22 protein-coding genes are annotated in these 20986 nt (G+C 33.1%); 14 read left to right on the top strand and 8 right to left on the bottom strand.

The window, feature by feature from the left end; translation table 11 throughout:
- Positions 1-2 precede the first annotated feature (2 nt).
- Positions 3-920, top strand: a complete 918-nt coding sequence (locus tag LNQ81_RS15605; RefSeq protein ID WP_229948332.1) for a Ppx/GppA phosphatase family protein — start codon at positions 3-5, stop codon at positions 918-920.
- A 154-nt stretch (positions 921-1074) separates the two neighbouring features.
- Here the strand turns inward: LNQ81_RS15605 and LNQ81_RS15600 are convergent, their stop codons facing one another.
- The 3 genes from LNQ81_RS15600 to LNQ81_RS15590 form a co-directional block, all read right to left on the bottom strand.
- A complete protein-coding gene (locus LNQ81_RS15600) occupies positions 1075-1833 on the bottom strand; it encodes a TIGR02757 family protein (protein ID WP_229948330.1) in 759 nt (252 codons plus the stop codon).
- Positions 1834-1894: 61 nt separating this feature from the next.
- Positions 1895-2101, bottom strand: a complete 207-nt coding sequence (locus tag LNQ81_RS15595) for a DpnI domain-containing protein (RefSeq protein WP_229948328.1) — start codon at positions 2099-2101, stop codon at positions 1895-1897.
- Positions 2102-2141: 40 nt separating this feature from the next.
- Positions 2142-2816 carry an ABC transporter ATP-binding protein gene (locus LNQ81_RS15590; protein WP_229948326.1) on the bottom strand — a complete coding sequence of 225 codons (675 nt, stop codon included), beginning with the start codon at positions 2814-2816 and terminating at the stop codon, positions 2142-2144.
- Positions 2817-3006: 190 nt separating this feature from the next.
- Between LNQ81_RS15590 and msrA the strand changes: the two genes are divergently transcribed.
- The 3 genes from msrA to LNQ81_RS15575 all read left to right on the top strand — a co-directional run bounded on the left by msrA (position 3007) and on the right by LNQ81_RS15575 (position 4375).
- Complete coding sequence (msrA, locus tag LNQ81_RS15585) at positions 3007-3552, top strand: peptide-methionine (S)-S-oxide reductase MsrA (protein WP_229948324.1); 546 nt, start codon at positions 3007-3009, stop codon at positions 3550-3552.
- A 9-nt stretch (positions 3553-3561) separates the two neighbouring features.
- Complete coding sequence (locus LNQ81_RS15580) at positions 3562-3840, top strand: hypothetical protein (protein WP_229948321.1); 279 nt, start codon at positions 3562-3564, stop codon at positions 3838-3840.
- Positions 3841-3949: 109 nt separating this feature from the next.
- A complete protein-coding gene (locus tag LNQ81_RS15575; RefSeq protein WP_229948319.1) occupies positions 3950-4375 on the top strand; it encodes a hypothetical protein in 426 nt (141 codons plus the stop codon).
- A gap of 191 nt (positions 4376-4566) precedes the next feature.
- Here the strand turns inward: LNQ81_RS15575 and LNQ81_RS15570 are convergent, their stop codons facing one another.
- From LNQ81_RS15570 to LNQ81_RS15560, 3 genes are all read right to left on the bottom strand, one after another.
- Positions 4567-5091: a DMP19 family protein gene (locus tag LNQ81_RS15570; RefSeq protein ID WP_229948316.1), complete on the bottom strand. Its 525-nt coding sequence runs from the start codon at positions 5089-5091 to the stop codon at positions 4567-4569.
- Between the two features lie 66 nt (positions 5092-5157).
- Complete coding sequence (locus tag LNQ81_RS15565; protein WP_229948314.1) at positions 5158-6222, bottom strand: nucleoid-associated protein; 1065 nt, start codon at positions 6220-6222, stop codon at positions 5158-5160.
- A 65-nt stretch (positions 6223-6287) separates the two neighbouring features.
- Positions 6288-6836, bottom strand: a complete 549-nt coding sequence (locus LNQ81_RS15560) for an IS1096 element passenger TnpR family protein (protein ID WP_229948312.1) — start codon at positions 6834-6836, stop codon at positions 6288-6290.
- Positions 6837-7843: 1007 nt separating this feature from the next.
- Between LNQ81_RS15560 and LNQ81_RS15555 the strand changes: the two genes are divergently transcribed.
- From LNQ81_RS15555 to LNQ81_RS15520, 8 genes are all read left to right on the top strand, one after another.
- Positions 7844-9190: a 2TM domain-containing protein gene (locus tag LNQ81_RS15555; RefSeq protein ID WP_229948310.1), complete on the top strand. Its 1347-nt coding sequence runs from the start codon at positions 7844-7846 to the stop codon at positions 9188-9190.
- 6 nt (positions 9191-9196) lie between these two features.
- Positions 9197-9574, top strand: coding sequence for a hypothetical protein (locus LNQ81_RS15550; protein ID WP_229948308.1), 378 nt, complete (start codon positions 9197-9199; stop codon positions 9572-9574).
- Positions 9552-10313 carry a LytR/AlgR family response regulator transcription factor gene (locus tag LNQ81_RS15545; RefSeq protein ID WP_229948306.1) on the top strand — a complete coding sequence of 254 codons (762 nt, stop codon included), beginning with the start codon at positions 9552-9554 and terminating at the stop codon, positions 10311-10313. Before LNQ81_RS15550 ends, LNQ81_RS15545 begins: the two co-directional genes overlap by 23 nt.
- An 88-nt stretch (positions 10314-10401) precedes the next feature.
- On the top strand, positions 10402-10893 hold the full coding sequence (locus LNQ81_RS15540) for a DUF4369 domain-containing protein (RefSeq protein ID WP_229948304.1): 492 nt from the start codon (positions 10402-10404) through the stop codon (positions 10891-10893).
- Between the two features lie 178 nt (positions 10894-11071).
- The gene (locus LNQ81_RS15535; protein WP_229944201.1) at positions 11072-12175 is read left to right on the top strand and encodes an IS4 family transposase; all 1104 of its coding nucleotides are present in this window, start codon (positions 11072-11074) and stop codon (positions 12173-12175) included.
- A gap of 31 nt (positions 12176-12206) precedes the next feature.
- A complete protein-coding gene (locus tag LNQ81_RS15530; protein ID WP_229948295.1) occupies positions 12207-12362 on the top strand; it encodes a hypothetical protein in 156 nt (51 codons plus the stop codon).
- A complete protein-coding gene (locus LNQ81_RS15525; protein ID WP_336245923.1) occupies positions 12299-12826 on the top strand; it encodes a TlpA family protein disulfide reductase in 528 nt (175 codons plus the stop codon). Before LNQ81_RS15530 ends, LNQ81_RS15525 begins: the two co-directional genes overlap by 64 nt.
- A 255-nt stretch (positions 12827-13081) precedes the next feature.
- Positions 13082-14254, top strand: coding sequence for a TlpA disulfide reductase family protein (locus LNQ81_RS15520; RefSeq protein WP_229948291.1), 1173 nt, complete (start codon positions 13082-13084; stop codon positions 14252-14254).
- Positions 14255-14708: 454 nt separating this feature from the next.
- Here the strand turns inward: LNQ81_RS15520 and LNQ81_RS15515 are convergent, their stop codons facing one another.
- Together LNQ81_RS15515 and uvrA are read right to left on the bottom strand one after the other, a co-directional pair.
- Positions 14709-15431 carry an LOG family protein gene (locus LNQ81_RS15515; RefSeq protein ID WP_229948289.1) on the bottom strand — a complete coding sequence of 241 codons (723 nt, stop codon included), beginning with the start codon at positions 15429-15431 and terminating at the stop codon, positions 14709-14711.
- A 4-nt stretch (positions 15432-15435) separates the two neighbouring features.
- On the bottom strand, positions 15436-18270 hold the full coding sequence (uvrA, locus tag LNQ81_RS15510; protein WP_229948287.1) for an excinuclease ABC subunit UvrA: 2835 nt from the start codon (positions 18268-18270) through the stop codon (positions 15436-15438).
- A 240-nt stretch (positions 18271-18510) separates the two neighbouring features.
- On the opposite strand from uvrA, the gene LNQ81_RS15505 reads away from it, so the two are divergent.
- Positions 18511-19479, top strand: coding sequence for a quinone oxidoreductase family protein (locus tag LNQ81_RS15505; protein WP_229948285.1), 969 nt, complete (start codon positions 18511-18513; stop codon positions 19477-19479).
- A 661-nt stretch (positions 19480-20140) separates the two neighbouring features.
- A complete protein-coding gene (locus LNQ81_RS15500; protein ID WP_229948283.1) occupies positions 20141-20986 on the top strand; it encodes an energy transducer TonB in 846 nt (281 codons plus the stop codon).

Below are 20986 nucleotides of genomic sequence, written 5' to 3'. Positions count from 1 at the left end.
ATATGCTAAGGATAAAGAAATATGCAGCTATAGATATAGGTTCCAATGCAATGCGATTATTAATTTTAAATATAATCGAAGAGGAAGGAAAAGAAACTATTTTTAGTAAGAGCTCATTAATACGTGTTCCGATACGATTAGGACAAGATGTTTTTACTTCTGGGGCAGTGTCTCAGGAGGCAGAAGATCGTATGGTAGATGCAATGAAAGCTTTCTATTTATTAATGAAAGTAAATAAAGTAGATCGATTTATGGCTTGCGCTACTAGTGCTATGCGCGAAGCTAATAATGCAAAACCTATTGTAGATCGTGTTTACAAAGAGTCGGGAATTAAGATTAGTATTATAGATGGGAAGAAAGAAGCAATGATTATTGCTTCATCTGATTTAAAACATTTTATTAATAGTAGCAATAGTATTCTTTATATCGATGTAGGAGGTGGAAGTACTGAATTCACATTATTTGATCAAGGGAAACAGCTTACTTCGAGATCGTTTAAAAATGGTACAGTTCGGCTGTTAAACAATATGGTTGAAAAACAAGTATGGACAGATATTGAACAATGGATTAAAGAAGAATCAAAAGGGCTTAAAGATCTAATCGTTATCGGTAGTGGAGGGAATATTAATAAAATCTTCAAAATGTCTGGTAAGACTCAGGATAAGCCTCTTTCATATTTTTACTTACACAAGCAGTTGCTAAGATTAAGTAAGATGTCTTATGATGATCGTATTTCGTTATTAGGACTTAATCCAGACCGTGCTGACGTTATTATACCGGCGATTAACATTTATAATAACGCCATGAAATGGAGTGGTGCCAAATATATCTATGTTCCGAAAATAGGAGTATCTGACGGTATAGTTAAGGCATTATATTACAATAAAGTAAAACTAGACTATCAAGTGATAGATTACTAAATTAAAAAACCCGCAATAGCCAAATACTGTAAGGCAATTCTACTTCATAGTTCTTTCATTAACTCTAAAACCATACTATAGTATGATGGTAGAGCTAATTTAGACCTATCTTGTATAATTGCTTTTCGTTTATCTATCTATTGCGGATTTTGGATTAAAACTTCTCAATAGCACCTAGTCCAAATAGAGCAAAATCATATTTGACTGGGTCTATCGGATCAAAACGACGCAAAGCAGCATCTAATTCAGCTAGTGCCTTTGCGTCATTTTGTTTACGGCTTAGGATACCTAGCTTTCTTGCCATATTACCTGAGTGTACATCTAAAGGGCAAGATAGATCAGCTGTACTGATTGTATTCCATATTCCTAGATCTACTCCTGTGTTATCGTTTCTGACCATCCAACGTAGGTACATATTCAGTCTTTTTGCAGCCGAACCTTTTAAAGGGTCAGATATATGCTTTTCAGACCTAGTAGGGTGCTCTATCTCAAAGAATAGTTTCTTGAAGTTAGAGATTCTCTCTTGCATCAGTAAAGTAACATTTGCGAATACACTTTCGAGTCCATTGTGATTTGTATAGATATGCTTTAACCCTTTTATAAAAGAAGTAAAGTCAACGCCATTAAAAGTTCTATGAACAAAAGAATCAAGATTCTCTAGTTGGTCATCATGGTGTTCCATTACGAAGTCATAAGGAGAATTACCCATGAGTTCCATCATGCGATGAGCATTTTTGATAATCATTTTTCTATTACCCCATGCTATAGTAGCGCTTAAGAATCCAGCTATTTCTATATCTTCCTTTAGAGTATAGAGATGTGGTATTTGTATAGGATCATCTTGTATAAAGGAAGGATTGTTATAAAGAAGGACTTTCTCGTCTAAGAAATCCTTTAGTTCATTAGTAGTCATTATGAGGTAGTGTTTAGTATCTTAAAAGTGATTATTGTGTACTACTATGTGGTTATTCTTATTAGCAACAACTTTTGCTTTGTTGGATAGGTGGACATTTTACATCTCCATAACTACAGTATACACAACAGTCACCATCTTTTGGTTTTAGAACAGTATTACAATTTTCGCATTCATAAAAAAAGTGACAAGCATTAGTTGGCATTTCTTCTAATTTTGTACTGCCACAGTTAGGGCAAGTAATAGTTGAATTTAATATAATTTCCATCTTAATTATTTTTAAGGAGAGGAAGATGATTTTAATTGTGTTATATACTTTGATTGTGTTTAATCTGTCCATCCACCATTGTTAGTTTTCTATCAGCCATATTGGCTAATTCCTCGTTGTGAGTTACAATGACAAAAGTCTGACCTAATTCATCTCTAAGTTTGAAGAATAATTTGTGCAAGTTCTCAGCAGAGTGAGTATCAAGATTACCAGAAGGCTCATCTGCGAAGATGACTTGAGGTTTGTTAATTAGCGCTCTAGCTACTGCTACACGTTGTTGTTCACCTCCAGATAATTCTGATGGAAAATGTTTTATACGATGTGATAAACCCAGGTACTCTAGTAGGCGTATAGCTTCTTTTTCAGTTTCCTGTTTATCTTTATTGGCGATAAAAGCAGGTATACATACATTTTCTAATGCTGTAAATTCAGGTAAAAGCTGATGAAACTGAAAGATAAAACCAAGGTTTAGATTTCTAAATTTAGAAATGTCTTTATCTTTTAAGCTGAGTATATCTTGACCGTGAATAAATAGAGTTGTATTGCTAGTATCGGTAGGTTTATCTAGAGTTCCCAATATTTGAAGTAAAGTTGTTTTACCTGCTCCAGAAGCTCCAACAATAGAAACAATTTCTCCTTTTTTAATATGTAAATCTACTCCTTTTAAAACCTCTAGTTTGTCGTAGTGCTTGTGAATATTAGTTGCTCTTATCATTATCTTGAAATTAGAAATACAAAGTAACGCTTTTTACTTATTTTAAAAACCTAAAAAGGATTAAAAGAGAAGTAATAATTTTTTAAAAAATAATAAACTATCTTTATAGTGCTAAATTACTTGGATAAAGTTAGGTTTAGTAATAAGTAAGATGAGCAAATAATAAAAACAAGATTAGTACAACAAAGTGATGGAAAACAATACATTTAAAACAGCAATATTTGGAGCAGGATGTTTTTGGTGCGTGGAAGCAATTTTTAGTAGTTTAAAAGGAGTAAAAGAAGTCCTTCCTGGATATATTGGGGGAGTAAAGGATAATCCAACTTATGAGGAAGTGTGCACTGGAGAAACTGGACATGCTGAAGCAATTAAGGTTACTTATGATCCATTGATTATTAATTATAATGAACTGTTGGAGATTTTCTTTACAAGTCATAATCCTACAACTTTAAACAGACAAGGAGAGGATGTGGGGACTCAGTATAGAAGCGAAATATTTTATACAGATGAGATTCAGAAAAAAGTAGCAACAGAATATCTGAATATTTTAATAGAGGAAAAAGTATATAGCGATCCCATCGTAACTAAGCTATCTGAAGCAAGTAGATTCTATGTGGCGGAAGACTATCATCAAGATTACTTTAAGAAAAGTGGAGATAAGAACCCATACTGTCAGTTGGTCGTAAAGCCAAAGCTAGATAAGTTTAGAGTAAAATACGCAGGTAAACTGAAATAAAGTAAATGAATGATTACAGATAATAAAATTAAATATAGACAGCTTTACATAGGTGTATTTATGGATCTAGTAGGGTGTTTATCCTATATGATACCTGGGGCAGGAGAGTTTGTAGATCTTGTCTGGGCACCTATATCAGCTTATATACTATTAAAAATGTATCCTGGTAAAGTAGGTAGGGTTGGTGCAATTGTTAATTTTATCGAAGAATTATCCCCTGGATTTGATTTTGTACCCACTTTTACAATCACATGGTGTTATACATATTTAGGAAAAAAAGGAATTTAATTATTTGTTGATTAAGAATTTGCAAAAATCATTATTATTTATTAAATTTATAGGAGATAAAAAGGTTAGGAGAGTTTTATAATTTAACAATTAATTAAAAGTATTTCTTATGAAAAAGATTTTTACATTCTTATTCGCAGCAGTGGTATTTGTGTCATGTAATAACACAAAAAAAAGTACAGAACTTGGAGATCAAAAAGCCGGAGAGACATTGATTGGATGGTATTATTACAATGTAATGCAAGACAGTTATGATTCCATTCCGAAATATATGAATGAAGATTTCTATAATGATGAACAACAAGCCGCTTTTATTAAAGGTCTTAAAGATAGAGATGAGAAGTACGGGAATATTAAAAGTTTTGTACTTGATAAGTGGGAAATGACTGATAGAGATAAAAAAGCTAAAACAAAAGACTTTTATTTTGAGTATAAAGTAAAGTATGAAAACCAACCTGAAGAGGTGGTAGAAAAAATTTATCTAGCTAAAAAAGGTAATGATCTTAAGATTTCTAAATTTGAGTTCAGTAAATAATAAAGTAAAAAAGCTCCTCATTGAGGAGCTTTTTTTATCACAGAACCTGTAATAGGCAAGTAAACGAAAAGTAATCATGCAGAATAGGTTCGATTAGATTACATCATATTTATATAGTATGATTTAAGAGCTAATGAAGGATTTATAACGAAGAATTACTTTGTGCTATCTGACTTATCCAGATAATGAGTTTATGATATAAATTCAGTGATGATACTTTGCATCTCTTCTAGGCTTACTATTTTTAAATCGGGATGATCTTTTAACCAAGTAGCATTTAGCGCTCTTAAATCCTCCGATATGTCTTTAAAAGAGTTGTCTTCTAATAAAGAAGCAGTTTCTTTTTCTTTCCCTAGTTCAGTATCAAAGAATTTCTTTAGTTTGATATTGCTAAAAGCTTTGACTCTTCTCATTTGTTTTTCAAAATATTCTAAGTGCTCTTTTGCGTCCATAGCTATTAATCCAGCGTGGATGATCTCGATTAAGTCTAAATCCCATTTGCTATTATAAATAAACGAAACAAGCCCATTAGATTCCACAGAGTTTAAATAATAATCGACACAATAGCTCGCAAAAGCATCAGGATGTAACTCATCATCACCTACTTCAGAACTACGTAGGTAATTAACTACAGAAATATTAGAATTAAGAATGTCTTGAGCGGTATTTGCATTAAATGCTCCCTCTGATATTAAGATGTAATTAAACTCTCTCATAATGTATGTTTTTAAATAAAAAAAGCGACTCCAGTATAAGTGGAATCGCTAAATTATGTATTCTTATTAAGATTTTTGTTCTTTGTTAAAGTAAACAAGGTAGTAATACATTTGCTTCTCTTCATCCCATCCTTTTTCTACAAACTTATCAGCACTTTCAGGGTTGATAAAGTCTAGTTTGATTTGGATGTTAGTGTCAAGGTTGATTACATTCTTAAGCTTCTTTCTAGCATCTGTTACTGCATTATTTGCAATAGGGAATGATGTTGTATCTTCGATACTGTATTTCTCTCCTTTATCTACTTTGTAGTTTTTAAACTCAGCAGCTAAATCTGGATTGTCGATTACTTCGTTTAAGAAATTAGTCTCTTCGAACTCATCGTTTTTAGCGAAGTAGTTCACAGAACGGTTCATAAACATAACCTCTTCTTTCTTGTCTTCAGCAGGAAGTACTACTTCTTTAGCGAAGTCTTGACAGAACTTAAGGTATTTTTTAGTCATAAATGCCTCATCTTGGAATATATCTACATTTAAGAAATGTTCTAACCAATAACGTGCATCATATTTGTTGCTATCGATAGTTAAGATTTTGTACCCCTCTTCTTTTTTGTAATTAAAGATGATACATCCTTTGTCTAACTTATTAAGATTGATACCTTGTAGAAGGTGCATCTCTAAGTTAGATCCATTTTCTTGAAGTTGTAAGAAGTCAGTCTTGATTTCACTTTTAAAGATACCTATAGCATCTACTATATTGTTATCAATAGATAAGTTAGTCAAGTATGTAACATATACTTCTCCATTCTTAATATGTGGATGATTTGACTGTTCGAATAAGTGACTTGTTATTTTCTTAGAAATTGCCTGTGCATTCTCTGCTGATGGAGCATTAAAAAGCTCGTTAGCATAGTTATACATTTCGTTAAATTCTAAATCAACATCATGTGCGAATTGATAGAAGTTTTCTTCTTTCTCACGGAATGGTTTAAAGAAATACTCTTTTAATAAAGGAGCTATTTCATCATTTAAGTTATAAGGTTCCTCAGATAAGAAGATAGCTTCATTTCTGCTTTTATTTCCAACTCTATGGATAGATAGAGTTTCAATGTGCGTATTAAATAAGTTAATCATAATGTCAGTAATGAGTAAGTAGTATAATCTACTTAGTATAAATTAAAAATGAAATTGTAAAGGGATTAGTTCCAGTTTTCTTCATAACCGAAATCTTCGAAGTTATCGCCATCTTCAAACATGTCGAAATCTTCATCATCGAAATCATCGTCAAACTCACCATAGATATCGTCATTAGATACGGGATTGGCAGTGAATGACTTACCTGGCATACTGTCTGGTAGAATACCATGTGAGAACAGTACTTCAGGATATGATACTCCTGGTTCTTCTTCTTCGATAGCTCCTAATTCTACGAAGAAAGTCCACATATTTAAGAAGTCATATACATATATGATCTTAGTGTTTTCTTCATCTAAAATATATCCTATAGTAGTAGAGTTCATGGTTGTATCTTCACCAGGATTTTCTCCCATGTCAAATAACGAGATTTCTTCTTCAAGCTGAGTCCATTGATCATCACACTTGTAAAATGAAGCAGCCTCCATACCGTCAAAACCGAAAGCATTTACGATAGCATTGTGTAAATCTTCTAATGAGTCATCTTCTGAAATAGCAATGTCTCTAAATATATCTTCCTCAGTATCAAGGATTACTCTGAACTTATATACCATAACTTTTTTGTAGATTAGAAAGGCAAATTTAAACTTATTATTCATTATTGTCGAATAAATACGGCTCTTTTTACCTACATTTTAACGAAGTCGCTACATCGGGTTGACAGCCAGTTTTTTACTGTTACCTTAAGTACACTCTATTATTTTAACTGCTAATGTGTAGTGGGGTAATTAGCAAAAGCGACGTATGGAACTATCTTGCTTTTATTCACTTTAGCTATTATCTTTTATATAATCTTAGTTTAATCGTGTAACTTGCCACTATAAAATGATTTTTATTCTATTGAAAATCTAAGGTCTTATCTTCTATGGACTTTATCTATTATCCTCCTAAATACCTTGTTTTATGTTTGTTTTGATGAAGTTGCTATGTAGTTTTGTAAGGAAGCATATTGACAGCATAGTGTGTCTATAGTGACTCCATTAAAACAGCCATTTTAATGGAGTCACTATAGACTCATTATGGACTCACTCGAACGGAGATAGCATAAAGATACCTATGATATCCTATTAATATATTGATGCGATTATTGTAAATATTGACCTTGAAGATTGGTCTAAAAAAAAAGAATAAATACTGATATTCATTTGGTTACAAATATAGTAAATAAAATTCAACTATTTTCTCTACACCCGTTTTTTGATATTTAATACCAAAATGGGAATTTTCTTCGTATAGTAGAATTACTATACTTATACTAGGCTAAATTGTTTTGAGGTATTTAGCTATCGCATATTCTGGGTTTAAAGGTATAATACCTGTATATTACAGTTCGTCCTATAAACTCAACAGTTCGGTACTCTTCTTTTTTTTTCTTGATGGATCTGTCACATCTTTGCTTCAACAAAAAACAAGATAGATATGAAAATTATTATAACCATTACCTTATTTTTGATTACATTCTTCTTAACTATGTTTGGCATTAAAAAAGAAGAAAGTACAAAGAGCATTTTTAATCAAAGAAACCAGATTGTAAATGTGCAGATTAATACTATTTTAAAAAATGACACAGCGAAATAATATTACCAAGATAATAGCAGTACTCCTTATTACTTTCCTCATGTTTAAGAAAGTATTGCGACTATATCATTTAGATGTTTACTTGTTTATTATATACTTTAGTTTATTTGCTGCGAGTATAGTTTTAGTTAATAATTATTTGAAAAAGAATTATCTAGCTAGGCTTTATCGTACAGAGAATAGTAATAATATAGGCTTAACTACCTTACTTGCTACTGCTATTAACGCAGTAGTTATATTCACCATAGCACTATTGGTAAAAGTAGTTAATATGTCCTTCGTAGAAGAAGGGGAAGTTGTGAATCTATTTATTGATGGTCGTTTTAAACCTGTTTTAAACTTTACAGTTTTTTATACAATTCTAATGGGTATCTACTTTCATGTGACATTTTCTAGTTTGGTAAAAGACAAAGAATTAGAGGAACAGAAGGTGATAACAGGCAATGTTTCTGCTCAGTTTGAAAGCTTAAAGAATCAGCTTGACCCACATTTTTTATTTAATAGTCTGAATGTATTAGGAGCTTTAATAGAAGAGGATCAGGATAAAGCACTGGGGTTTAATAATTCGCTATCTAAAACATATCGCTATATACTAGATCAGAAGAATAAAGAATTAGTCCCTATTGAAGAAGAACTAGCCTTCGCTAAGACGTATATAGAATTGTTGCAAATGCGTTTTGAGGACAGCTTGGTATTTGAATTGCCAACGGAAATTAAACAAGAGGGAGCGAAGGTGGTACCCTTGTCTTTACAGTTGCTATTAGAAAATGTGATTAAGCATAACAAAGCTTCTGCACAGCGACCTATTCATATTACTATTAAGGAGGGCGCGGATGGATATTTAATTATCAAAAACACCTTAAATAAAAAACAAGTACTAGACAATAGAAAAGGAATAGGATTAGAAAATATCGCGAGTAGATATGCCTTATTAACGTCTAAGCCAGTTTTTATAGAAGAAACAGAGGAATACTTTACTGTGAGAATACCAATACTAACTAAAATTATAGAACACATGAAAATTATAGATGTACCTGAGAACGAACAAGAAATATTAGTAGAAGCAAAGAAGAAGGTAGAGAAAATTAAAAAGTTTTATGCTCACCTTACTACTTTTATAATGGTTAACAGCTTCTTGATTATGCTTAACTTACTTACTGAGCCATCGTTTATGTGGAGTTTAATTCCCTTATTCGCTTGGGGGATAGGTTTAGCATCTGATGCAATGAAAACCTTTAATTACAGTCTGTTCTTAGGAAAGGACTGGGAAGATAAGAAGATTAGAGAGTACATGGATAAACATAAGGGAGAAGGACAAAAATGGAATTAACATATTATGGAACAATCAACAATATCACCAAAAGCCTTGGTAGAGTATAAAAAACTTATCTATGCAAGGAATAATCGCGCGATACTATTGTTTATAAAACTCCTAGTTGTTTTATTCTTTATGGGAATTGTGTGGTACGATAGAGAGTACGGCATTGCAAATGTAACGATCAATGTGAGTGTAAGAGATGTGAATTATGCGAATGTATTATTTGTCATCTTACTATTAAGTTTAGCTATTCGATTCATTTCATTATTTCTTAATAATATTCCTGGATTAAGAGTATTACAAGATAGAATGGAAAGAAGGGAACTAGAGAAGATAAAAACAACATATCAGTATCAATTAAGTGTAAAAAATAATGATCAATATAGTAATTATTGAAGATGAAAAGCCCGCTGCTCGCTCACTTGAGAGGAAGTTAGAGAAGTTAGGTTATAGTTCTATGATAAACCTTTCGAGTGTAGAGGAGGCAGTAGTGTGGTTTGGTTCTAATAGAGAGCCAGACCTCATCTTTTTAGACATACAGCTATCAGATGGACTGTCTTTCGAGATTTTTGAACAAGTGAAAGTTGATAGTTCTATTATTTTCACAACAGCTTATGATGATTATGCACTTCGAGCTTTTAAATTAAATAGCATTGATTATTTATTAAAACCGATACAAGAAAGTGAGTTGCAACAAGCTGTTGAAAAATTTAAAAATAATAGGAGTGCTATCTTTGGATTTAATCAACAGTTTGATTTGTTTAAACAATTTATGTCCACAAATAATGTAGTAGATTATAAGGAGAGGTTTGTAGTTAAAGTTGGAGCACAGATAAAAATTGTTTTAAGATCTGAGATAGTGTGTTTCTATAGCGAGAATAAAGCATCCTATGTGCAGACTACAGAAGGAAGGAATTATATTATTGATTTTACTTTAGAAGAATTAGAAAAGATGCTTGATCCTCAAGATTTCTATAGGGTTAATAGGAAGTTTATTGTCTCTATTCACAGTATAAAAGATATCTATGCGTATTCTAACTCAAGACTTAAATTAAACTTAACTAATTTTGAATCTGAAGATCTCATAGTAAGTCGAGAGAAAGTAAATGACTTTAAAAAATGGATTGAAAAGTAGGTTTTAGCTGATAATTATTTGAATATATATATTCAAATAATACTAACTTAATTCAAATATCTATTTGTTAATATTTTAACTCATTTTTATGAAGAAGTTGATATTTGTATTTGTCTCAATATTATTTTTTATATCATGCCAAAAAAAGAATAGTATTGAGTTGACAGTAGTAGATATTCCTGAGAATACCAATGTTTATATCTGTATTAGAGAAACAATAGATAGCGACTCTCTTGTTCTTTCTTCTGGAACGATCAAAGATGGAAAAGTAACATTTAAAAACCCTTTTGTCGAAGTAAATGAGGCTTTTATCTCTATCAAGGAGGGTGATAAAGTTGATGATAAAATTCTGTTTGTAGGTGAACCAGGAAATATCACTGTTTTTTTTGATAAAAAGAATCCGAAAGATTATAAAGTGAAAGGAACTGAGAATAATGAAAAATATCAAAATTCACTTAAAGAGATTCAATCTGCAAGTATAAAATATAGTGATTTTTTTGATTTAAATGAATCAAAAATGATGACGTTACCTGAAGACTCTGAAGAATTAAAAAGATTGAGAAAAAATGGAAGTACATGAGGATAACTATTATCAAGCTATTGAACGAGAAGAAAAAGCCAATAAAACTAATATAGTTGGTTTAATTTTCTTAGTACCCGACAAAAATGTTAAATATCTGATTTACAACAAAATAGGCGAGACATATATTTGTAAAAAAGGCTGATATTCAGTATCTTAAAGGAAAAATTCTCACGTAATGCCTTTAGAAACGAACAACAGCCTAGATTACAAAAGTACAGAACTTTTAACGATATTAAAAGGAGGTTTTAAGGATAAACTCAATTTAGCTAGGATCAGTTTTATTTCCTTATTTATCGTGGCTCTATGCAAAGTAAAGTCAGTCAATTTTACAAATATATCTATAGCATTTGACAACTCAGTTAAAGCAGAAAGTAACTGTAGGCGTATTCAACGTTTTGTTTATGATGCTAAGTTAACATCTGAACTTGTAGCTAAGTTCATCTTTGCTATTCTTCCTAAACAAGATAAATATACCCTTGTTATAGATCGTACAAACTGGAAGTTTGGAAATCAAAACATCAACATACTGATGCTTGGTGTTTGTTACAAAAATGTTGCTTTCCCTTTAATATTTAAGATGTTAGATAAAAAAGGAAACTCAAATACCAATGAGAGAAAAGAACTCATTAATGATTTTATAGAATGGTTTGGAAAAGATTGTATAGAGTGCTTATTAGCTGACAGAGAGTTTATTGGAGAACGTTGGATAGAATATTTGAATAACGAAAGAATTAGGTATTATATACGTATTCGAAACAATTTTAAAGTTTATCTACCTCATAAGCAAGAAGATAAATATGCATATCATCTGTTTTACAATTTAAAAGTTGGAGAGTTTAGAGCTTATGAAAAAATTGTGTATCTACATGGACAACTATGTTATCTGTCAGCCACAAAGATAATGACAGATGGCAAAACTGATTATTGTATAATTGTAAGTTTTAATAAACCCGAAAATGCTTCTGAAAAATATAAAGAAAGATGGCAAATAGAAACATTATTTAGAGCAATGAAGTCAAGTGGTTTTAATATTGAAGACACGCATTTAAAGTGTATTAAAAAACTTGAACAGCTCATTATGCTAGTAATGCTTGCACTTGTTTGGTGCTATAAAATTGGAGATTATATCGATACATACATTAAACCTATATCCTTCAAAAAACATAGTAATAGAAGTATTAGTGTAGTAAAATTAGGCCTTGATTACTTGGCTAGACTATTTCATTCTAAAGTTAATCAACTAAATATCAATGTATTTTGTTTTTTGTCGTGTACTTAGTTTAATTTTATTCCTTAAAAAGACAAGCTTTATGAAGAAGAAGCCTGAAGAATATAAGGAAGAATTTAAAAAATATCCAGAACAACTTAGAAACTCTATAGTCGGTAAGAAAACTGAAAACCAATTCCTGAGTATAAAGAAGATTTTAAAAAGAATTATTCCGAAGACGCCAAAAAATCATTATTAGGCAAGAAAGTTGAAGAACGCCTAGAATTTATCACTGAAATAGAAACAGCACAAGAAGAAGGACCACAAATAGGAGATGTTTTACCTGAGTTTAAAGGAATGACAGTAGACGGTGAGGAATTAAACCTTACAACATATTTAAAAGATAAGAAAGTTGTTCTTGTAGATGTATGGGCATCATGGTGTGGACCATGTCGTGCAGAAAACCCTAATTTAGTTAAGACCTATGAGGCATTCCATAAGAGGGGATTTGATATTATTGGCTATTCTTTAGATAAAGATGATGCATCTTGGAGAAAAGCAATTGAAGCAGACAAGTTAACTTGGACTCAAGTATCTAATCTTAAATTCTGGCAGGATCCTATTGTCGAAGATTATGGTATTTGTGGTGTTCCTGCAAGTTTTTTGATAGATAATAAAGGTGTTGTTTTGGCAAAAGATTTACGAGGTGAAGAGTTAAATTAAAAACTAGAAGAAGTACTAAAGTAATAATCTATTTTATAATACTAAGAAAGAAGCTATTATGACGAAAGTTGTAATAGCTTTTGTTGTTTATAGCATGACTAGTCTTCCAATTATTTAAGATAATTATACAAGTTTTAGATTGAATATCTATTATTTAACTATAAAAAAGTTAATCATTTTAAAAAGTCAAATGAAAACTAATGTGTAATCTAAAATAATGTCTATTTTTAAGCAATTAAAATAAAAACTATTTAGATGAAGAAATTAGGAGTTTTTCTAGTAGCTACGATATTGTTTGCATCGTGCCAGAAAAAAAATGTTATTGAGTTAACAGCAAATAATTTTCCAGACAATACAGAAGTAGAGATACTGTCTGTGGAAATTGGTCAAGATGTACCTGTAGCAGTAGCTAAGGGAACTATAGTAGGAGGTAAGGTATCTATCGAGCATAAGTTTACAGAATTAGATGAAGCATTCTTACACGTTAAAGGTGGTGAAACAGGGGATCTTAATGCATTTTTTCTTGCAGAACCTGGTACTATTACAATTACTGTAGATAAAAATACACCAGAAAAAACAGTTGTAGGTGGAACTGAAAATAATGATAAACTTCAGAAATTCCAAGACGAGATTAATCCTTTCGCTGAGAAGATTATGGCGTTTTCTGATGAAAAGGGAATGCAAATGATGATGTTAGCTCAAACTGGGAAAACTGATTCAGAAGAGTTTAAAAAATTAGAATCTGAATACCAAGCTTTATTAGTTGGACCTAAGAGTATCTTAGAGAAATATGCTAAAGAGAATGAAGGGAAAGCCTTCGGATTATTCTTATTAAACCAAATGATCCCATCAGGAGAGAAAAGCCCTGAGGAATATAAAGCTGATTTTGATAAGTATTCTAAGGAATTAAAAGACTCTAAAATTGGTAAAAAGGTTGCGGAACGTTTAGGACATGTGTTAGGTGAAGTGGGTGAACCTGCTGAAGGAGCAGCTAGTGGATTAGCTGTAGGAAGTAAATTACCAGAATTTAAAGGATTAACTCCTGATGGTAAAGAATTAACTTTGTCTGCTTTCTTACAAGGGAAGAAACTAGTCCTTGTAGATGTATGGGCATCATGGTGTGGACCATGTCGTCAAGAGAATCCTAATGTAGTAAAAGCATACGAAGCTTTTCATGCTAAAGGGTTTGATATTATCGGTTACTCTTTAGATAAAGATGACGCTGCTTGGAAGAAAGCAATTGAGGTAGATAAATTAACTTGGGCTCAAGTATCTAACCTTAAGTTTTGGGAAGATCCTATCGTAGCTGCTTATGGTATCGAAGGTATTCCTGCTAACTACTTAGTAGATGGTAATGGAACTATTATCGAGATGAACTTAAGAGGTGAGGATCTAAGTAAAAAAATAGAAGAGTTATTAGCGAAGTAATCTTCGTTTAGATATCAAAAAGAAGCTGCTGTAACGTAAGTTATAGCAGCTTTTTTTGTGATATGTTATATCTACAATCATAATCTACAACGGTATGGGCGTATTACTATACGCCGCGCAAACTACGTCCATATTCCTAATCCCCCTTCCACTATCTTTGTCATCCTGACGTAAGGAAGGATCGCACTCGTAACTCCACAACGTAGACACAATATTTGCGTTGTCGCAGAACAAAACGTTAAGAAAGTGTCCTGTGGACAGTTTTAGTGAATAGGACAGGTGACGTGTTGGCTATATTGCGTCTGTACCTTAGCTAGATTGTGAACATACGTTGTAGGGCGTATAGTAATACACCCGTACCGATGCCTAAAATCGTATAAGTGTCAATAATGGGTACAAAAAAAGACCACTATATTGCTATAGCAGTCTTCTCTATTTATATCTAAAACATTTTTTAGAAGTTTGGTCTTAAGTTGTATTTCTTGTAGAAAGCATCGATAACTTCTACTACTTCATCAGCTGAATCTACGATCTTGATTAAGTCCATATCCTCAGGAGAGATATTGTGATATTTATCTAGAAGAGTTGATTTAACCCAATCAATTAATCCTCCCCAAAATTCACTACCAACTAATACGATAGGGAATTTCGCTATTTTCTTAGTTTGGATAAGTGTGATTGCTTCGAATAACTCATCAAGTGTACCAAATCCACCAGGCATTACTACGAATCCTTGAGAGTATTTTACAAACATTACTTTACGTACGAAGAAGTAATCGAACTGTAAGTTTTTATCTGCGTCGATATATGGATTAAAGTGTTGCTCGAAAGGTAATTCAATATTTAACCCCACTGATACTCCCTTTCCTAAGTGAGCACCTTTATTACCAGCCTCCATGATACCAGGTCCGCCTCCAGTAATAATACCGTAACCTGCCTGACTCACTTTGAACGCGATTTCTTCTGCTAATTTATAATAAGGGTCATCTGTTTTAGTTCTAGCCGAACCGAAGATAGATACACAAGGTCCGATACGACCTATTTTCTCATATCCATTTACGAATTCTGACATGATTTTAAAGATTCCCCATGAATCATTTGTTTTTATCTCATTCCAAGATCTTTGTTTAAACTTCTCTTGGATCTTTGCTTCTTCACTTTCAAATGCGTCTTTCATAATCTTAATTTTTTAACTCCTCTTTTAAAAAGTGAGCTGTATAGCTCTTGTTATTTTTACATATTTCTTCAGGGGTACCTGTGGCAACTATCTCACCACCTTGGCTACCACCTTCATATCCAACATCTATAATATAGTCAGCTGTCTTGATTACATCTAAGTTGTGCTCGATGATTAATATGGTATTTCCTTTCTCGACTAATTTGTTAATCACTTCCATTAATACGCGAATATCTTCAAAGTGCAAACCTGTTGTAGGTTCATCCAATATATAGAATGTATTACCTGTATCTTTCTTAGATAGTTCACTAGCTAATTTGATACGTTGAGCTTCTCCACCTGATAAAGTAGTGCTTTGTTGCCCTAAAGTAATATACCCTAAACCGACTTCATTAATAGTTTTCAATTTACGATATATTTTTGGAATATTCTCAAAAAATCCCACTGCTTCTGCTACGGTTGTATCTAGTACATCCGAAATAGACTTGCCTTTATAGCGAATCTCTAATGTCTCTCTATTAAAACGCTTTCCTTGACAGGTTTCACATTCTACATATACATCTGGTAAGAATCCCATCTCTATCGTACGCACTCCAGAACCTTCACATGTATCGCATCGACCACCTTTCACATTAAAGCTAAATCGTCCAGGTTTATAACCACGTATTGCAGCTTCAGGCAGTTGAGCAAATAGGTTTCTAATATCTGAGAATACCTCTGTGTATGTCGCAGGATTAGATCTAGGTGTACGCCCAATAGGACTTTGATCTATCGCAATAACTTTGTCTATATGTTCTAATCCCTTTATTTTCTTATAAGGTTGTGGTTTTGCCACTGCATGGAAGAAGTGTGTATTAAGAATAGGATAGAGTGTTCCATTGATTAATGTGGACTTCCCTGAGCCTGATACCCCTGTTACACATGTTAGTGTTCCAAGTGGTATTTCTATACTCACATTCTTTAGGTTATTTCCTGTTGCCCCTTCTAGCTTTAAGGTTTTACCATTTCCTTTTCTGCGTTTCTTAGGTACTGCTATTTTTAATTTACCATTAAGGTAATTTGCCGTAAGCGTATCTTCTTTTAACAGCTCTGCAGGAGTACCCTCACTTATAATCTTACCACCGTTTTTACCTGCTTTAGGTCCGATGTCGATGACATAATCAGCACGCTCTATCATATCCTTGTCATGTTCTACTACTAAGACAGAGTTTCCGATATCTCTAAGAGATTCTAATGACTTAATAAGACGTTCGTTATCACGTTGGTGAAGACCGATACTAGGCTCGTCCAAGATATATAATACACCTACTAATTGTGAACCTATCTGAGTAGCTAAACGAATACGCTGTGCTTCACCTCCTGATAATGTGCGTGAACTCCTATTTAGAGATAAGTAGGTAAGTCCCACATCTTGTAAGAACGATAGGCGTGTAGTGATCTCCTTAAGTACTTCACTACCGATAGCTACTTGCTTCTCTGTAAGTTGATAAGGTAGTTTCTTAAACCAAGTAATTAGCGACTCAACATCCATCTGAATTAACTCACCGATGTTTTTATCTCCCATTTTGAAATAAAGTGCTTCTTTCTTAAGACGAGTACCATTACATTCAGGACAATCTATCTCATCCATAAATTCTTTAGCCCATCTTTTAATCGTAGCACTTTCACTTTCTTCAAACTGATTTTTGATAAAGTTTAGAATACCTTCAAAGTCAATCTTATAGTTCTTCGTAATTCCAGCTACTTTAGATACAACAGAGAAACTCTCTTGACCGCCATTAAGGATAATATTCATTGCCTCAGCAGGGATTTTATCGATAGGGTCATTTAAAGAGAACTTATATTTCTCAGCGATTATCTCTAGTTGTTTAAACATCCATGATTTCTTCTCTGTACCTAGAGGAATTAACCCTCCAGCTTTAATAGAGATAGCAGAGTCAGGAATAATCTTAAGCATATTAATCTCATTTATCGTACCCAGACCATTACAGCATGGACACGCTCCTTTAGGAGAGTTAAATGAGAAGTTATTTGGCTCGGGTTTAGAGTAAGAGATACCTGTGGTAGGACACATCAGATGACGACTAAAGAAGCGCGCTACTTCACCCTCGTGTTCTAATACCATAATGATATCATCTCCATAGTGCATCGCTACCTTGATACTCTCTGTAAGGCGTTGTTTGGTTTGCTCAGTATCATCTATTGCGACACGGTCTATAACTGTTTCTATATCATGTGTTTTGTATCTATCCACACGCATACCTGAAGTGATATCAAGTATCTCTCCATCTACGCGTACTTTTAGGAACCCTTGTTTAGCTATCTGTTCAAATAACTCTCTATAGTGCCCCTTGCGAGCGCGTACTACAGGTGCAAGTACATTGATTCGCTTACCTTGATACTCACTGATGATTAGGTCTAAGATTTGTTCATCTGAGTAACTGACCATCTTTTCACCTGTATTATAACTATATGCTTCTCCAGCTCTAGCAAATAACAGACGCATAAAGTCATAGATTTCAGTAATTGTACCCACTGTAGATCGTGGGCTTTTATTGGTTGTTTTCTGTTCGATAGCAATTACAGGAGACAGACCATCTATCTTATCCACATCAGGTCGTTCTAGGCCTCCTAGAAATTGTCTAGCATAAGCAGAAAAAGTTTCTATATAACGGCGTTGGCCTTCAGCATAGATAGTGTCAAATGCAAGAGAAGATTTACCCGAACCAGATAGACCAGTGATAACTACTAGTTTTTCTCGTGGGATAGACACGTCTATATTCTTTAGATTGTGTACTCTAGCTCCTAATACTTCTATTGTTTCTTCTGTTTTAGACATATTTTTTGGCAAAGGAACAAATATACGACTTTAAACAAGTAAAGTGAAGCTTAACAATAAATCTGCTACATAGTTTAGCAAGTTTTTTTGTTAGATAACTGAGCTTTTAGTAGTAGATTAAATTATTAAAGGTTATTTGTTCATCATCACGCCTGTACGGGCGAATTGCAATTCGCCCCAACGACATCACAACTTTACAAAAAAATAGCTACTTTTAGGCATTAATAACAACACACTATAATGAAAGCAGCTATATTACATAAATCGGGAAGCACGCCCAAATACGGGGATATTGATTTATTATTTGATTTGAAAGAAAATCAACAATTACTTAATGTCAAGGCTGCCGCGGTTAAGAACCTTGATAAAGCTCGCGTAAGTGGTAAGCACTATGCTAGTTATAGAGAGTTTCCTACAGTAGCGGGAACAGATGGAGTAGGAGAACTAGCAGACGGGACACGTGTCTATGGCTTCGGGATTACAGGGATGCTAGCAGAGCAAGCGATCATAGGTGATAATTATACTCCTATACCGCATACACTAGATTATGTTACAGCAGCGGCTTTGCCTAATGCTGTTTTAGGATCAGCGATGCCTCTTTTGATTAGAGCCAAACTTGTTGCAGGTCAAACAGTATTATTTAACGGCGCAACAGGAGTCACAGGACATGTCGCTGTTCAAATAGCAAAGCATTACGGTGCTAAGAATATTATCGTTACAGGGCGTAATGAGCGACTATTAGAAGAATTAAGATCTTATGGGGCGACTCATCTGATTAATCTAAAAGATACTGACGACAGCATTAAAGAACGATTAGCTGTTATACACCGTGAAACACCTATCGATATCGTGATTGATTACCTATGGGGCAAACCGATTTCATTAATAATGGAAATTTTAAAAGGAGATTCTATCACACATATATCACATACTACGAAGATCGTTACAGCAGGAGATATGGCAGGGAAAGAGATTTCTCTTTCTTCTTCGATACTTAGAAGCTCTGCTATCGAGATACTAGGATCAGGATTCGGTAGTTTATCTCCAGAAGAACTAATTGTGTTTAATAAAGTAATCTTACCTGAGATGTTCTTATTGGCCTCTAATCACAAATTACATATTCAGACAGAGGCACACCCATTAGAGAGTATTGAAGAAGCGTGGAATAAACAGCTTGCATCGGGTACTAGATTAGTGATAACTATTTAGTATTAATAAATGATATTAATAAGTTACCTAACCCCATAGATAGCTTTATTTGTTTCTGCTAGGTTCCAATCAGATTCCAGTCATCTTCCCAAAATAGTCCCTCAGAAGGAACAAAAATATTCATCGTATAAATTAAAATAGATTTAGTCCCTTGTTAATATTAGGATTATAACTAAAATATATAACTCCGTTTTTCACCTTAGTTGAACCCAGAATTAGCGTTAGCCAAATACTACAAAGCCATTCTACTTCATAGCTCTTTCATAAGCTCTAAAACCATACTATGGTGTGCTTTTATTACTAATTCAGACCTGTTTTGTATAATTCCTTTTCATTTATATGTCTATCACTTATTTTGGGTTAAAAAAAACGTGTCGATGTTAGTACAACTTTTGGCTAAGTAATTAGATTTTAATTGCCCAAAAACCTAGAAGTTTTGAAAGATAGGATAGATTAATGTGTTTTTTATTAGCATAATTTTAAGAAATATTTTTACTTGAAATAATAATTATGAAATATTATCGTTTATAATTTATATATTTGTAATGTAATATGGTTTAATATTAATTATTTAATACAGTATGAAAAGAGCTGTAGATTGATTTAGTTGTTGGTAGATGAAGATCCAACAGCCAATGTTTAACTTTTAAATGATAAAATTATGGCAAAGAACGATTTGTTTAAAAAAGACTGGTTGGATATTGTATTTGAGAATCGCAATAAAGCGTATGGAGCTTATAAGTTGCGTCAAAACAGTTCATATACCACCATTATTTCATTAGTGGCAGGAATACTCTTGTTCTGTGCCGTATTTGTAGTTCCATCGGTTGTCTCTAATCTATTTGCGAGTAATGATCCAGGAGTAGTGGTTATAGATATTCCTATAGAGCCTACACTTCTAGATGATGAAGTATTTATTCCTAAAGATGAACCAGAGGTTGAGATACCAGAAACTAAAGTAGAGACTGTATTAACAAGTGTAGATGAAGTTAGATTTACTCCTCTTGAGGCTGATCATGCGGCGAATATTACAGAGACTGTAGCGACAGTAGAGGAGTTAGCTAATGCTAATCCAGGTTCAGAGACTATTATTGGAGATGAATTAGGAGAAATACCTACAGGAGAGAATACAACAAGTAAACCAGAAGATGTATTTAAACCTGAAGTATCAGGAGGTACAGATGTTAATGATACTAAAGTGTATATTGGTGTATCTCATAAGGCAGAACCTTATGGTTCGATAGGGAAATTCAATAGCGAATTTGTCTCTAAATTTAGAACACCTGATATGGATGCAGGTACAAGAGAAATAAAAGTAATTATGTCATTCATCGTTGAGAAAGATGGTAGTCTGACAGATATTAAAGTGATGAGAGATCCTGGATATGGAGTGAGTAAAGAGGCTATTCGTGTATTAAAAACGATGTCTAAGTGGAAGCCAGCGATGAATAATGATAAACCTGTTCGCTCTCAATTTACACTTCCGATCACTATTAGAGTTCAATAG

The organism is Myroides oncorhynchi (assembly GCF_020905415.1).
Classification (GTDB): domain Bacteria; phylum Bacteroidota; class Bacteroidia; order Flavobacteriales; family Flavobacteriaceae; genus Flavobacterium; species Flavobacterium oncorhynchi_A.
This window is presented reverse-complemented; position numbering and strand designations above follow the sequence as displayed.

Excerpts from the sequence above, each read along its gene's own strand:
- LNQ81_RS15520 (WP_229948291.1), top strand. The coding sequence starts at position 13,082 with ATGAAGAAATTAGGAGTTTTTCTAGTAGCTACGATATTGTTTGCATCG.
- LNQ81_RS15600 (WP_229948330.1), bottom strand. The coding sequence starts at position 1,833 with ATGACTACTAATGAACTAAAGGATTTCTTAGACGAGAAAGTCCTTCTT.
- LNQ81_RS15565 (WP_229948314.1), bottom strand. The coding sequence starts at position 6,222 with ATGATTAACTTATTTAATACGCACATTGAAACTCTATCTATCCATAGA.
- uvrA (WP_229948287.1), bottom strand. The coding sequence starts at position 18,270 with ATGTCTAAAACAGAAGAAACAATAGAAGTATTAGGAGCTAGAGTACAC.
- LNQ81_RS15555 (WP_229948310.1), top strand. The coding sequence starts at position 7,844 with ATGACACAGCGAAATAATATTACCAAGATAATAGCAGTACTCCTTATT.
- LNQ81_RS15535 (WP_229944201.1), top strand. The coding sequence starts at position 11,072 with ATGCCTTTAGAAACGAACAACAGCCTAGATTACAAAAGTACAGAACTT.
- LNQ81_RS15550 (WP_229948308.1), top strand. The coding sequence starts at position 9,197 with ATGGAACAATCAACAATATCACCAAAAGCCTTGGTAGAGTATAAAAAA.
- LNQ81_RS15570 (WP_229948316.1), bottom strand. The coding sequence starts at position 5,091 with ATGAGAGAGTTTAATTACATCTTAATATCAGAGGGAGCATTTAATGCA.
- LNQ81_RS15575 (WP_229948319.1), top strand. The coding sequence starts at position 3,950 with ATGAAAAAGATTTTTACATTCTTATTCGCAGCAGTGGTATTTGTGTCA.
- LNQ81_RS15530 (WP_229948295.1), top strand. The coding sequence starts at position 12,207 with ATGAAGAAGAAGCCTGAAGAATATAAGGAAGAATTTAAAAAATATCCA.
- LNQ81_RS15580 (WP_229948321.1), top strand. The coding sequence starts at position 3,562 with ATGATTACAGATAATAAAATTAAATATAGACAGCTTTACATAGGTGTA.
- LNQ81_RS15590 (WP_229948326.1), bottom strand. The coding sequence starts at position 2,816 with ATGATAAGAGCAACTAATATTCACAAGCACTACGACAAACTAGAGGTT.
- msrA (WP_229948324.1), top strand. The coding sequence starts at position 3,007 with ATGGAAAACAATACATTTAAAACAGCAATATTTGGAGCAGGATGTTTT.
- LNQ81_RS15560 (WP_229948312.1), bottom strand. The coding sequence starts at position 6,836 with ATGGTATATAAGTTCAGAGTAATCCTTGATACTGAGGAAGATATATTT.
- LNQ81_RS15605 (WP_229948332.1), top strand. The coding sequence starts at position 3 with ATGCTAAGGATAAAGAAATATGCAGCTATAGATATAGGTTCCAATGCA.
- LNQ81_RS15500 (WP_229948283.1), top strand. The coding sequence starts at position 20,141 with ATGGCAAAGAACGATTTGTTTAAAAAAGACTGGTTGGATATTGTATTT.
- LNQ81_RS15540 (WP_229948304.1), top strand. The coding sequence starts at position 10,402 with ATGAAGAAGTTGATATTTGTATTTGTCTCAATATTATTTTTTATATCA.
- LNQ81_RS15515 (WP_229948289.1), bottom strand. The coding sequence starts at position 15,431 with ATGAAAGACGCATTTGAAAGTGAAGAAGCAAAGATCCAAGAGAAGTTT.
- LNQ81_RS15595 (WP_229948328.1), bottom strand. The coding sequence starts at position 2,101 with ATGGAAATTATATTAAATTCAACTATTACTTGCCCTAACTGTGGCAGT.
- LNQ81_RS15545 (WP_229948306.1), top strand. The coding sequence starts at position 9,552 with ATGATCAATATAGTAATTATTGAAGATGAAAAGCCCGCTGCTCGCTCA.
- LNQ81_RS15505 (WP_229948285.1), top strand. The coding sequence starts at position 18,511 with ATGAAAGCAGCTATATTACATAAATCGGGAAGCACGCCCAAATACGGG.